This is a genomic window from Legionella sheltonii, from assembly GCF_026191355.1.
In the GTDB taxonomy this organism is placed as follows: Bacteria; Pseudomonadota; Gammaproteobacteria; order Legionellales; family Legionellaceae; genus Legionella; species Legionella sheltonii.
Map to the genome: position 1 here is coordinate 146,307 of NZ_JAPHOQ010000002.1, position 13,564 is coordinate 159,870.

The window sequence follows — 13,564 nt, forward strand, 5'->3', positions numbered from 1 at the left end:
GGAGCATAATTAATGAAAAATCCTTATCAACAAGTTATAAATCAATATAAAACAATTGAACTACAAACTCGTATTGATGCTGCTTCTCCTCATGAATTAATTAATTTGTTGTTACAAGGTGCCCGCACTCATATTGCTACAGCACAAGGTAATATTGAACGCAAGGAAATACAAGAAAAGGGAGAGCATATCAGTAAAGCATTAAGTATCATTGAAGGTTTAAAAAACAGCTTAAACCGTGATCAAGGTGGGGCAATAGCAGAGAACTTACTCCAATTATATGGACATATCGAATTTTTGTTATTAAAAGCCAATCTTAATAATGACAAAGAACTGTTAGCACAATCTAATTCATTGCTTGCGCAATTGCATGATGCGTGGCAAAAAGTTAGCCCTGCTCACCCAGAATCAGATTCATCACGCCCGTCTTGACAGATAATCAATGTAGCCACAAACAGGCAGGGAAATTATCCCGAGCACAACGAGGAACTATTCGTGTTGTAGCAATGGTGTTACGATGGGGAGCTACCCCTCGTTGTACTTAGGATGACGAGCGCTATCCACCCTCTTTTTTTCAAACAAGCGCCATCATTGGACATTGAATCAACGTGTGTTTGTTCTCATTTCAATTAATTGTCAACTCACTGAAATAATTGAAAAAACTTTATTTTGAAAATTACTACAGATTTACAATTTTATGCTAGACTTTACCACGAGTGGTTGCAGTATATTCCACGTTTTGTTGTTTAATCATTAATCAAAGGAAGAATATTTAAATGGAACAATTAAAACATACATTTTTAAAATCTACCCTTGCAATTGCCTTATTCGCATCAAGCTCCGCTTTTGCGGCTGGGGTTACAAGTGGACAACTCGTCATAATTAATGGCCTTGGTAATGTGGACTCCACTTCAGGCAACGCTGGAAGTACGGCTTCAAGTATTTCTGTTGTAGTATCAGACAGTACTGGACCATGCTCAACTACTGCAACCGTTGCTTATAATGGTACTGTAACTGTCAAATGGGCTGCTTCAAATACACACAGCTCAACTTCATGTACTGGTATTAGCTCTGTAGCAGTAACACCACTTAAAACATCAATTGGAACTGTTTCAACAGTAGTTTATGACTCTGTAACCACAACAACAGTCCCTGCAACTACAGCAACAGCTACAACCTTTACGCCTCCAACAACTGCTTATGCTAACTTAGCACTTATAGTCACTGGAACTGGAACTCCAAGTGCTGCTGTTACAGCCTCTGCAACAGCCTGGGGTGTAGGTGCAGCATCAGCTCCAGTTTTTGACACAGCAAATGGCGCCCTAACTACTGTAGGTGTTCCTGGTGCTTCAGGTACATATGGAGTCAGAGCAGAAGAAATTATGAGACACTTTGCAATTCTACCCTTTCTAGGTTAGCAAATAATTAAAAACACAGATCCTCATATAAATTGTTAGGTCAAAGACTTCAGCTCAGTGGCTCAAGAATTTACGAGGATTTGTGTTTTTATATAACCTCGCTGCTTTTCTGGCATCTTAGCGCCGTTTTAATCTTAAGTAACTTTTCCCTTTTTTTCACTTAGGATTATCCTTAGTATTTCTCCGTATAAACACCAGGTCCTTTTGCCCAATATTTTTTCTACTTAATTTATTCGCATCAAATAGAAACTTATTTCATTTTAAAGTTATTTTTTAAAGTGCCGCTATAGAGAATACAACGACCCTAATTGAGATCATTTATGAAGAATATGATATCAATGACCGTCTCAATCGCTTTACTAACATTCAGTCAGCTCGCTCTTGCCTATACACGGTATGGTGAGACTTTATGCAATTCACCTGATTATTTCTGCATGAAAATAAAAAATGGCGAAAGTTGGGAAAAACTATTTCCCAATGCCGAAGAACAAGATATGGTACGACGAATTAACCGCATGAATACTTCATTGCGTCCAGGAATGACTATTGCTGTACCCAAAAACATCGATCGCCTAACGATTTATGACGTTTCTCCTTTTCCAAGATATATTGAATCTACAGGAGAAAAAGCAATTTATGTGAGTCAAAAAAAATTAGCTTGGGCTGCCTATGATCAAGATGGAGAGTTACTCTGGTGGGGGCCAATTTCTTCGGGAATAGGAAAATGTCCTGGTGTCATAGGGGGGTGTAGTACCCCTACAGGTTCATTTCGAATTATTCGCAAACAAGATATAGACTGCGTGTCCACTGTGTTTCCAAGAAGAGCTGATGGTAACGACGGAGGAGCTTTAATGCCCTATTGCATGCATTTTTTTAGAGGCTATGCATTGCATGGAAGTTATGATGTACCAGGTTTCAGAGCAAGCCACGGTTGTGTCAGAATGTTTATTGAAGATGCACGTTGGCTTAATGAAGAGTTTATTGATCTTCCTGGTGATGGCATGAAAGGTACTCGTGTAGTAATTGATCCCCCTGATGATCCAAACGAACAGTAGACAAATAATACACAAACTGTTAATATTTTATATGGTGAAATTTATATATTTGTGTGTTAACGTTGCCGGTTGACTTTGTAATTTAAAAAACTGCATTTACAAGTGACGCGAGGTTTTAATAATCTAACCTACGGAGCTATTCCCAGTTTTTATTCAAAATACATACTTCGCATACTCACAAAGTAAATTAGAGTACGCTATGGTCAGAAAAGTAAGGTGGAGTAAACCTACAGATGAGCCTCTTTTAATTGAAGAATGCCTCAGAATAATTGACCAAAGTCAGACTCAACTCTTACTTTATGATTGAAGTAGTAGATACAAAATCAATTTCATATAAATGAATTTGGAGAATGATAAAAGCATGGAACAATACAATACACGGTCCGAATCAATAATTAATTTTGGGATTCAATCGATAATGCCTTGGATGGTATGGGGCTTAGGTTGTTTATTTTATTTTTACGAATGTCTTTTACAAGTATCACCCAGCGTTATGAGTAATGAACTAATGAGGGATTTTGCAGTTACCAGCCAAACATTAGGAATTCTATCGGGTGTCTATTTCTATTCCTATGCCGCCATGCAATTACCTGGTGGTGTATTAATGGACTATTTCGGTCCGCAACGATTATTAACCCTAGCTACTATTGTTTGTGCTGTAAGTACCATTGCCTTTGGTATGACCAATAACTTTTTTATGGCCTGTGTCGCCCGATTGATGATAGGTTTTGGTTCAGCCTTTGCAGCTGTAGGTACCATGAAACTCGCTGCAAATTGGTTTTCTTCACAACGGTTTGCCTTGCTTACGGGGCTTATGGTTACCATAGGAATGTTAGGAGCCATTGGTGGTGAAGCACCTTTAGCATTATTGATTGATGGTTTTGGTTGGCGTCAAAGCATGCTCATTATGGGCACCATTGGTCTTGTTCTTGCAGTCCTACTCAGTGTCATAGCTAAAGATACTCCTCAGAATCATGAAATCACTCATCACCATCCTATTGAGGAAGAACCGTTAATACCGAGCTTACTGTCGCTAATAAAAAATAAACAACTTTGGTTAGTTGCTTGCTATGGCGGCCTGATGTATATGGCAACCCCAGTTTTTTGCGGCCTATGGGGTGTTCCCTTCCTGATGACTAAAATGGAGATCACCAAGACGACCGCTGCAAATTATATTTCTTTAGTGTTTATCGGTTGGGCGATTGCCAGCCCCTTATGGGGAATTTTTTCAAATCGCATTGGCTTACGCAAACCACCTATGTACATCGGAAGCATCGGTGCACTTATTTGTTCTACGATTTTCATTTTTGCTCCAATCAGTAACGAAATATATATGGAACTGTTGTTGTTCGCATTTGGTATATTTTCCGCAGGTTTTTTACCTGCATTTACTGTAGCAAAAGAATTATGCAATAAAAAATATGTTGCTACGGGCTTAAGCTTTATGAACATGATGAATATGATAGGTATTGCACTGGCACAACCACTGATTGGTTTTATCCTTGATAGAATGTGGAAAGGTGAACTGAATGGGAATGTTCGGGTATATCCATTGGAAGCGTACTATACCGGACTTGCTATTCTTCCAATAGGAATGCTTATTGCTTTAATTATTTTACCAAAAATTAAAGAAACTTATTGCCAAAGTGTACATTAATGAAATAATACGACACTTCCTGGAATAAAGTAACCTGGGTACAGCAAAGCAGTCTTGTTATTTATTTTAAAATCCCATCTCCCGTTTCGGGTAAGGGTTAGGATTGAGGTTAATCCTAGTTATTCGCTCATCCGCCCTCTTGGGCCCCTTCTCCTCGTATGAGGATAAGGATAAACAAGACTGCTTTGCTACACTCAGATACATTTTTAAAGTAGATTTGATATGGCTAAAAAACTATACATCAAAACCAACGGCTGCCAGATGAATGAATACGATTCAACTAAGATGGCAGAAGTTTTGCTGCAATCACATGGCTTAGTTAAAACCGAACACGTTGAAGAAGCAGATGTGATATTACTCAATACATGCTCTATTCGTGAAAAAGCACAAGAGAAAGTTTTTTCTCAATTAGGACAATGGCGTGAATATAAAGCCAAAAATCCTCACGTAGTGATTGGTGTAGGTGGCTGTGTTGCGAGTCAAGAAGGTGAAGACATCATTAAAAGAGCTCCTTTTGTCGATATCGTTTTTGGCCCACAAACATTACACCGACTTCCAGCATTGCTCAATGCGCGCATGGAAAAGAAAAAGCCAGTAGTCGATATCAGTTTCCCAGAAATAGAAAAATTTGATCACCTACCCGCCCCGAGAGCTGAAGGTCCAACTGTATTTGTCTCGATTATGGAGGGTTGCAGTAAATACTGCAGTTTCTGTGTTGTCCCCTATACCCGTGGTACTGAAATTAGTCGTCCTTTTGATGATGTACTGGCTGAATGTTATCAATTAGCAACCCAAGGCGTGAGAGAAATCAATTTATTAGGACAAAATGTTAATGACTACCGTGGTATGATGGAAAATGGTGATGTCGCTGACTTGGCTCTATTAATTCATTATCTTGCTGCTATAGAAGGGATAGGCAGAATTCGTTTTACAACGTCACATCCTTTGGCGTTCTCAGATAATTTAATTAATGCGTATGCAGAAGTACCGGAATTGGCTAATCATCTGCATCTACCGGTACAAAGTGGTTCTGATCGTATTTTAGGTTTAATGAAACGCGGTTATACCGCTTTGGAATTCAAATCCAAGATCAGGAAATTACGGAAGGTACGCCCGGATATTCGTTTATCTACCGACATCATTGTTGGTTTCCCAGGAGAAACAGATAAAGATTTCCAAGACACGATGGATTTGGTTCATGAAATTGGTTTTGATACCTCTTTTAGCTTCATCTATAGCCCAAGACCGGGTACTCCGGCAGCGAATTTGCCAGATGACACGCCTATGGAAGTGAAAAAACAAAGACTGCAGATATTACAAAATAGACTGTTACTAAACGCTTCTCGTTACAGTCAATCGATGGTTGGAAGTACACAAAAAATATTAGTTACAGGTCATGCTAAAAAAGATTCCCAGCAGCTTTCCGGTCGTACTGAATGCAATCGAGTAGTGAATTTTGATGGTCCAGCCCATTTAATAGGCCAATTCGTCAATGTTCAAATCAATGAAGCATTACCCAATTCCTTACGAGGACGTCTCATTGAAGTTGAGATTGAAACAATTTGATGATTGAGCACATTCACCAACAATTAACTGTTCCACGCGAGTACCATAATCAACGTATTGATAGTGTACTCGCGCACTTAATTCCCGATTATTCGCGTTCACAAATCAGCAATTGGATTAAATGCGGCGCAATAACACTCAATCATAAACCCTGTAAGCCTAAAGACAAAACTTTAGATGGTGATTTGATTGAGATCAATGTTGATTTCACTTTAATGGATAAAGATTTCAATCATTGTGCCCCTGAAGATATTCCTTTAAATATCGTTTATGAAGATGAAGACATTTTGGTACTCAACAAACCTGCAAACATGGTCGTTCATCCTGGAGCGGGAAATAAAGAACATACCTTGGTTAACGCCTTGTTACATCATGCGCCATCCTTACAACACTTACCTAGAGCAGGCATTATTCATCGATTAGATAAAGATACAACGGGGCTGTTAATCGTAGCAAAAACATTACCTGCACATACTTCTTTAATCCGTCAAATGCAGGCTCGCGAGATTCAACGCCATTATATTACGTTAGTACAAGGCCATATTATTTCAGGCGGAACGATACACACCGGCTTTGGACGACATCCACGGAATCGATTAAAAATGGCCGTGCAAGAGCAAGGCCGACAAGCAATAACTCATTACTCAGTAAAAAAACAATATCAGGATTTTACTTTACTGGATGTCAATCTAATGACTGGGCGAACTCATCAGATCAGGGTTCATTTGTCTTACATTAATCATCCTGTTGTTGGGGATTCGTTGTATGGAGGTCGAATGCGATTTCCAGCCCATGCATCAGAACAGTTAAGAACTCTACTCCAAGATTTTAAACGACAGGCACTGCATGCACGTACGCTCTCATTGTATCATCCAAAAACAGAAAATGAGTTGACGTTTACAGCTCCAATACCTGATGACTTTCAATTTCTTCTTAACACATTGGACGAGCATTATGAAGAATAACCTAGCAAATTGGCCAGCGCCAAAGAATATTACTGCCTTAAGCACAACTCGTCTATTCGGGTATAGCCAGGCCCCCTATGACAGCAATAATATGGGTTTGCATGTGGGTGATAATGAACAACACGTGTTGCAAAACAGACAACAACTTGTGGAATTGTTGCACTTACCCGGCGAACCCCAATGGCTAAATCAAACGCATAGTACGCATTGTGTTATTGCTGAAGAGGATCCCAATAGAAATGCAGATGCCTCTATATCCCGTTCCATGAATCATCCTTTAGCAATCCTTACCGCCGATTGTCTGCCCATAATGCTTTGTAACGTACAAGGTAACGAAATTGCCGCAATTCATGCTGGTTGGAAAGGATTAGCTCATGGTATTATCGAAAATACATTTGATAAAATGAACAGCTTGACATCCGATGTACTCGCCTGGATAGGACCATCAATTTGTCAAAACTGTTATGAAGTGGGTGAAGAAGTATACCAAACGTTTACCGATACTTATCCTTTAAGTAAACAAGCATTCAAGCCTGTTAATGGAAAATGGTTGGCTAATTTACCTCTAATTGCTGAAATTATTTTGACTTCAAAGGGCGTAAAAGCAGTGTATCAGTCTGAATTATGCACTTTTGAGTTAAAAAATGAGTTGTATTCCTATCGAAGAGCATCACAAACAGGTAGAATAGCTACCTTAATCTGGTTTAATGATCAACCTCAGGACTAATAATTATGATAAAACATATCAAGTTCATTATAAGTACCCTGCTTCTTATAACAGCCTCATTCAGTTATGCGGCTAATGAAGCAGCCCCTACTCCTATGCCCAGTTTGGCCCCAGCATTGAAAAACATCATGCCAGCCATTGTAAATGTTGCAGTACAGGGCTATCTGCCTGCAAATACAACACCACCTGGCACTGATGATGAAGCGCAAAACAACAAAAAGCGCCAGCAACCCAATGCCGAAAAAGGACGTAAATTTGAAAGCATAGGTTCCGGTGTCATAGTGGATGCACAAAATGGGATCATTATTACGAATGATCACGTAATCCGTCATGCAGAACTGGTCACAATTACGTTGCAAGATGGTCGACGTTTAAAAGCAAAACTTATTGGCAGTGATAGCGAAACTGATTTAGCTATATTAAAAATTAATGCTACCAATTTAAAATCCTTACCTATAGGTGATTCAGATCAGCTGCAAGTGGGTGATTTTGTAGTGGCAATTGGTAATCCTTTTGGTTTAAACAGTTTTGGTAATAGTCAGTCTGCAACATTTGGTATTGTGAGTGCCTTAAAACGCAGTGATTTAAATATTGAAGGTGTAGAAAACTTTATTCAAACCGACGCTGCAATTAACCCTGGTAACTCTGGTGGTGCACTCGTTAATACAAAAGGAGAATTGATTGGGATTAATACTGCAATTCTTTCTCCTTATGGTGGTAATGTGGGAATTGGTTTTGCGATCCCCATTAACATGGCCAAAGATGTTGCCCAACAGATAATCAAATTTGGCTCAATTCATCGAGGTTTAATGGGTATATTTGTTCAACATTTAACCCCAGAGCTTGCTCATTCATTAGGATATCCTGAGGATTTTCAAGGTGCCTTGGTATCACAAGTTAATCCAAACTCTCCTGCTGAACGTGCTGGTTTAAAATCAGGTGATATAATTACCCAAATTAACAACACAAAAATCACACAGGCAACTCAGGTAAAGACTACCATTAGTCTATTACGTGTCGGTTCAAATGTTAAAATGGTTGTTCAGCGTGATGGAAAGACAATCACTCTGGATGCAGTCGTCACTGACATTAAGTCTCATGAACAAAAAATGCAATCAGAGAATCCGTTCCTTTATGGACTGGCATTAAGAAACTTTGAGCAAGAGACCCCTCCTCATGGAAACGTGGTTGGTGTCCAAGTTGTCGGTGCTTCAGAAACAAGTGCAGGATGGCGTGCTGGTTTAAGACCCGGAGACATCATTATCTCTGCAAACAAAGCTCCTGTTAAAGACGTTAAAACGTTGCAACAAATTGCTCAACAGAAAAAACAAGAGTTATTGGTTCAAGTATTACGTGGACCAGGTGCTATGTACTTACTCATCATCTAACTTTCTCAAAGGTAGCCTGGGTGAAGCGCAGCTGAGCCCAGGACTTCACCCTAAGTGCTCCTCAAATAATCTTTCCTGCCCAATAAGCTGATATAGAATGTACCGATTCTATTTGTTCTATTTTTTATGACCTTGTCTCTATTATGGATACAGCGAACAGACCTAAGCACGTATTTATTCCTTATTCTTTTGTTTTATAATCATTCAATTGCTCTATTTCTACTTAAGTGAATTTATGAAATATAGAGGTAGAAAATATAAAAGCTTAGAGAGAATATGAAAAAAATCCAAAAAAATAGAATAACGGTATTGACAATTTTCCATTAAAACGACAAAATCACGCGTCTTGTGGCTATGTAGCTCAGCCGGTTAGAGCGCGGCACTCATAATGCTGAGGTCGGTGGTTCGAGTCCACCCATAGCCACCATTAAATCAAATAGTTACGTAAAATTTGCTTCCCCTTAGTTGGTTAAGAACCAATAAATTAAAATCAACAGCTCTTTTATTTTTCAAATAAAAAAAATAGTAAATCCCGATTTTCAGGCTTTATTGAGAACTTATAAAACAAGATCAGCATGGGAATGAGTAATGGCCTCCAGACAAAGTACTGTTGACTTTATCATCGATCAAACTGCAAAAGCCGGAAGTGTTTATGCGAACAAGATGTTTGGTGAATATGCTATTTACTGCGATAACAAGGTCATTGCTTTAGTTTGCGATGATCAATTATTCGTTAAACCGACTCATGCGGGCAAAGCATTTATCAATAACTATGATGAAGGCATTCCCTATCCAGGTGCAAAGCCCTATTTAGTCATCTCAGCAGAGCTATGGGATGAAAGCGAATGGTTGACCCATCTCTTTAAAATTACAACACTAGAAGTACCGATGTCGCAAAAGAAGCGCGTCATTAAGAAATAAACTTTTAAAATAGAATATTATGAATCCTCGCGAATCACTCCATTTTAAGCCTCTATGTGAACAGGATATCAACCGTCTTTACTCTTGGTTCCAGGAACCTATCATTAGTCAATGGTACGCTCGAGGAACAATTTGGTCACTTGAAGCGATAAAAAGGAAATACTTACCGAGAATTCAGGGTCAAGATAATGTTCCTAGTTTTATAATTAACTTAGATAAACAAGCCATAGGCTTTATTCAATATTATTGTTTCAAAGATCATTTCCCTGAAGGTGTTTTGCATCCTAATAATTCCTTATTTGATATCTATCAACTGAATGAGTTGGTCGGCTTGGATCTCTTTATTGCATCAAATGAACATCGCGGTAAAGGATTAGGTAGACACATCTTAGATAGGTTTACAGAGAACCTGGCTAATACTTTTTGTGCTGCTGTCGTTGACCCTGAGATTAATAATTACCAAGCGATTCACTGTTATGAAAAAGCGGGATTTAAGCGCACTGAGTATAGTGAGGATAAACATCATCTGCTTCTGCTGAAAACGTTACGCTAAGGGACGACACAATATGAGTATACAACAAACAATCAATCCAGTAATACTGCAAAAAGTCACCCAAATGCTTCAACACCTTTTTATGACAGAAATTGAAATTGATTCTTTACAGTTTTTAAGTGAACCAGATCGTCGAAATATTGTGTTACGGATTATGCTGAACAGCAACCTAAGCACCATCCCCAAAAGCATTATTTTCAAACAATCATTGCCTGAGAAATCAGAGACGGATGACCAAGATGCCTATGCGCGTTTTGCCCGCGACTGGGCCGGACTGGAGTTTGCCAATCAAATTCACCAAAACATGCATAATGTTCCACATTTTTATGGTGGTGATAAAGAACATCGATTTATTCTTATCGAAGATTTAGGAAAACGGCATATCAGTTTAGTTGACACATTAACACTTCCGGATAGAGATAGGGCGATTCTTGCATTAAGACGTTTTATGAAAGCATTAGGAAGCTTCCATGCGGCAGGTTTTGCTAAAACAGCACGCTACGAAGCGATTTTAAGTCAAATTCATGGGATCGCCGAAACTCATCAAGAAGATTTAGATTTCACTCGTACTGATTTACTCGAGAAACTACGCACAACAACTAAAAATCTCAATCTGACTTTAACAACAGAATGCATCAATGAATCTACTTTACTGATTGAATCATTACTTAAACCGGGTCCATTTACTGTTTTAACTCATGGGGATATTTGTCCCGATAATGTTTTCGACCATGAGGAAACAGGTGATTTACAACTAATTGATTTTGAATGGGCCTTTGTACGCAATGCCCTACTGGATGGTACGTATCTTAGAATGAGCATGCCAACATGTTGGTGTGCTCAAGCGATCCCCGAGGATGTCATATCCCCTCTCGAGATTATTTATCGAGAAGAACTGAAACGAACTATTCCTGCGGCATCAGATGATTTGGCTTATGCTAAAGCTTATACCGAAGCCTGTGGTTTTTGGTTATTACAACAAACACTCCCTTTTCTTAATTCCACTCTAGAAAAAGACAGAGTGGGTCCTTCAGGTCCTACTCCAGAAAACTCATTATGGAATGCCGAAGAAAATTGGGTAAGACCAAGAGTTGTATCACGTTTGCAAGCATTTATTCATGTTGCATCCAGGAATAACTTATTACCTCATTTAAGACAAATGGCAGAGAGCATACTCTTTGAAATTAAAAAACATTGGACTGGTGCAAAACCCTTAGAATTTTATCCGGCCTTTAGAGCATCCGATCAAAAATTTTACATTAGACTTTTTGAAGCAGGCGATGAAGCGGAAATCTACCAGCTTTTTTATGATACAGTCCACTATGTCAACTGCAAGGATTATACCCAAGAACAACTCGATGCATGGGCCCCTAAAAATCCCAATTTGATTGAATGGCAAAAATCTCTTGCTAAAAACTATACCTTTGTCGCAATTAATATAGAAAGTGGCAAGATTGTTGGATTTTCAGACTTAGAAGAAAATGGTTATCTCAATCGTGGGTATGTGCATAAGGACTATCAAAATCAAGGAATTGGGAAAGCCTTACTCGAGGTTCGTGAGCATAAAGCAATGGCTTTAGGAGTCCGAGAACTCTTCTCTGATGTCAGCATTACAGCGAAACCATTTTTTGATCATCATGGTTACATTACTGAAGCAAGACAAACTAAAGAAATGGGTGGCACAACATTTATAAACTATAGGATGATAAAAAAATTGACGCCAACAGCCCAATAAAACATAAGCTGGGTAAAAATACGACTTTCTAAGTGTCGAAACGACTTCAAAGTGGCTTTGTAGTATGAATCAAAAACAAAAATTATTAATAAATCCCTACGTGAGCAGCAATTAATATTATTGTATTCACATAGGTAATTTACATTTATTCATTAACCTCATACTTATAAATTATCAACTAATCATAGATACTTTAGATTGAATTTTTGTTATGTTTAATAAGAAACAAATGGTACCCAATTCTTTAAATTTAATTTTAAAATAGAAGAATAAAACATTATGGAACGGTTAAAATCCTATTTTCTGAAAGACACTACCCTGAGAACTGAAGTCCTTGCGGGGATCACCACTTTTTTAACAATGGTTTACATTGCGTTCATTAACCCAAGCATTCTTCATGATGCTGGAATGGATCAGGGAGCCGTATTTACAGCGACATGCCTTATTACTGCCTTTGCTTGTCTTCTTGCCGGCATATTTGCCAATACGCCCATCGGCATTGCCCCTGGTATGGCTTTAAATATCTTTTTTTCCTATACAGTAGTACAAGGAATGGGCATACCCTGGGAACAAGCCTTGGCAATTGTGTTTCTCTCGGGCGTTTTATTTTTTTTAATGTCGCTCACCAGTCTGCGACGTCTTTTAATTGAAGCCATTCCCTACAATTTACAAATTGCTATCTTGATAGGGATAAGTCTGTTAATTGCGCTAATAACTTTAGAAAATAATCAAATTATAATCGCGGACAATCATAATTTAATGCGTCTTGGTGAAATCAATCGCCCTGAAACCGGATTATTTTTCTTAGGTTTTCTTCTGATACTGATTCTGGATTTTTTTCAAATACCTGGGGCTATTATCCTCGGAATACTGAGTATTACTGCTTTAAGTTTGTTAATGGGCTTATCTACCTGGCAAGGTTTAATTTCCATGCCCCCTTCCATGCAGGCTACTTTTTTAAAGCTTGATTTTTCCGGCCTCAATACGGTGCTCGCCATAAAAGCCACATTCACCTTTTTTTTAATTGCTGTATTTGATGCAACAGGCACATTAATCGGTTTATTGAATCCGTCTGTATTCAAACAACAAAAAAATTATGCGAAACGTCTCAGTAACTGTTTAACAGTGGATGCAGCCGCTTCTGCTGTGGCAGGGTTACTGGGCTCAGCGAGTACGTCTCCCTATATTGAATCTGCGGCAGGTATTGAAGCAGGCGGACGTGGTGGTATCACAGCAATCGTCATAGCAATCGGCTTTATCCTCATGCTCTTTTTCTCTCCTTTAGCGCGAATGATCCCTAATTTTGCTGTAGGTCCTGCGCTTCTTTATGTAGCGTGTTGTATGATGAAACACCTCACTGATATGAAATTACAGGATGTTAGTGAAACTGCGCCCTGTATGGTTACAATTATGATGATTCCCTTTACTGCATCGATTGCAGATGGAATTGGTGGAGGGATAATTCTTTATACGCTGTTAAAACTATTAACCCGACAAAAAATTAATTTTTTACTGTTTATATTGAGTATTGTATTTATAATATTCTTCCTGGTTAGTTAAAACAGGTGGAATTCATTTT

The 13,564-nt window shown here is 38.6% G+C and carries 12 protein-coding genes and 1 tRNA gene; all 13 read left to right on the plus strand.

All coding sequences use genetic code 11. The features are described 5' to 3' along the window. Positions 1-12 precede the first annotated feature (12 nt). Entirely contained in the window at positions 13-432 is a 420-nt protein-coding gene (gene fliS / locus OQJ26_RS02650) for a flagellar export chaperone FliS (protein WP_265702360.1), read from the plus strand. Positions 433-776: 344 nt separating this feature from the next. Then, the gene (locus OQJ26_RS02655; RefSeq protein WP_265702361.1) at positions 777-1,418 is read left to right on the plus strand and encodes a hypothetical protein; all 642 of its coding nucleotides are present in this window, start codon (positions 777-779) and stop codon (positions 1,416-1,418) included. Between the two features lie 320 nt (positions 1,419-1,738). After that, entirely contained in the window at positions 1,739-2,473 is a 735-nt protein-coding gene (locus tag OQJ26_RS02660) for a L,D-transpeptidase (protein WP_416209936.1), read from the plus strand. Between the two features lie 361 nt (positions 2,474-2,834). Next, entirely contained in the window at positions 2,835-4,130 is a 1,296-nt protein-coding gene (locus OQJ26_RS02665; protein WP_265702362.1) for an MFS transporter, read from the plus strand. Between the two features lie 222 nt (positions 4,131-4,352). Further along, positions 4,353-5,696, plus strand: a complete 1,344-nt coding sequence (miaB, locus tag OQJ26_RS02670; protein ID WP_265702364.1) for a tRNA (N6-isopentenyl adenosine(37)-C2)-methylthiotransferase MiaB — start codon at positions 4,353-4,355, stop codon at positions 5,694-5,696. Continuing rightward, entirely contained in the window at positions 5,696-6,661 is a 966-nt protein-coding gene (gene rluD, locus OQJ26_RS02675) for a 23S rRNA pseudouridine(1911/1915/1917) synthase RluD (protein ID WP_265702365.1), read from the plus strand. The genes miaB and rluD overlap by 1 nt, the downstream gene beginning before the upstream one ends. Next, complete coding sequence (pgeF, locus tag OQJ26_RS02680; protein WP_265702366.1) at positions 6,651-7,388, plus strand: peptidoglycan editing factor PgeF; 738 nt, start codon at positions 6,651-6,653, stop codon at positions 7,386-7,388. The genes rluD and pgeF overlap by 11 nt, the downstream gene beginning before the upstream one ends. A 5-nt stretch (positions 7,389-7,393) precedes the next feature. Beyond that, entirely contained in the window at positions 7,394-8,776 is a 1,383-nt protein-coding gene (locus tag OQJ26_RS02685; protein WP_265702367.1) for a Do family serine endopeptidase, read from the plus strand. 350 nt (positions 8,777-9,126) lie between these two features. After that, positions 9,127-9,203: transfer RNA gene (locus OQJ26_RS02690), tRNA-Met, on the plus strand. Between the two features lie 161 nt (positions 9,204-9,364). Beyond that, positions 9,365-9,697: a TfoX/Sxy family protein gene (locus OQJ26_RS02695; RefSeq protein ID WP_265702368.1), complete on the plus strand. Its 333-nt coding sequence runs from the start codon at positions 9,365-9,367 to the stop codon at positions 9,695-9,697. A gap of 19 nt (positions 9,698-9,716) precedes the next feature. After that, the gene (locus OQJ26_RS02700; RefSeq protein ID WP_265702369.1) at positions 9,717-10,250 is read left to right on the plus strand and encodes a GNAT family N-acetyltransferase; all 534 of its coding nucleotides are present in this window, start codon (positions 9,717-9,719) and stop codon (positions 10,248-10,250) included. A 13-nt stretch (positions 10,251-10,263) separates the two neighbouring features. Beyond that, on the plus strand, positions 10,264-11,985 hold the full coding sequence (locus OQJ26_RS02705) for a GNAT family N-acetyltransferase (RefSeq protein WP_265702370.1): 1,722 nt from the start codon (positions 10,264-10,266) through the stop codon (positions 11,983-11,985). 279 nt (positions 11,986-12,264) lie between these two features. Beyond that, positions 12,265-13,545 carry an NCS2 family permease gene (locus OQJ26_RS02710; protein ID WP_265702371.1) on the plus strand — a complete coding sequence of 427 codons (1,281 nt, stop codon included), beginning with the start codon at positions 12,265-12,267 and terminating at the stop codon, positions 13,543-13,545. Positions 13,546-13,564 lie beyond the last annotated feature (19 nt).

Excerpts from the sequence above, each read along its gene's own strand:
- pgeF (WP_265702366.1), top strand. The coding sequence starts at position 6,651 with ATGAAGAATAACCTAGCAAATTGGCCAGCGCCAAAGAATATTACTGCC.
- OQJ26_RS02695 (WP_265702368.1), top strand. The coding sequence starts at position 9,365 with ATGGCCTCCAGACAAAGTACTGTTGACTTTATCATCGATCAAACTGCA.
- OQJ26_RS02705 (WP_265702370.1), top strand. The coding sequence starts at position 10,264 with ATGAGTATACAACAAACAATCAATCCAGTAATACTGCAAAAAGTCACC.
- OQJ26_RS02660 (WP_416209936.1), top strand. The coding sequence starts at position 1,739 with ATGAAGAATATGATATCAATGACCGTCTCAATCGCTTTACTAACATTC.
- OQJ26_RS02685 (WP_265702367.1), top strand. The coding sequence starts at position 7,394 with ATGATAAAACATATCAAGTTCATTATAAGTACCCTGCTTCTTATAACA.
- miaB (WP_265702364.1), top strand. The coding sequence starts at position 4,353 with ATGGCTAAAAAACTATACATCAAAACCAACGGCTGCCAGATGAATGAA.
- rluD (WP_265702365.1), top strand. The coding sequence starts at position 5,696 with ATGATTGAGCACATTCACCAACAATTAACTGTTCCACGCGAGTACCAT.
- OQJ26_RS02665 (WP_265702362.1), top strand. The coding sequence starts at position 2,835 with ATGGAACAATACAATACACGGTCCGAATCAATAATTAATTTTGGGATT.
- OQJ26_RS02655 (WP_265702361.1), top strand. The coding sequence starts at position 777 with ATGGAACAATTAAAACATACATTTTTAAAATCTACCCTTGCAATTGCC.
- OQJ26_RS02700 (WP_265702369.1), top strand. The coding sequence starts at position 9,717 with ATGAATCCTCGCGAATCACTCCATTTTAAGCCTCTATGTGAACAGGAT.
- OQJ26_RS02710 (WP_265702371.1), top strand. The coding sequence starts at position 12,265 with ATGGAACGGTTAAAATCCTATTTTCTGAAAGACACTACCCTGAGAACT.
- fliS (WP_265702360.1), top strand. The coding sequence starts at position 13 with ATGAAAAATCCTTATCAACAAGTTATAAATCAATATAAAACAATTGAA.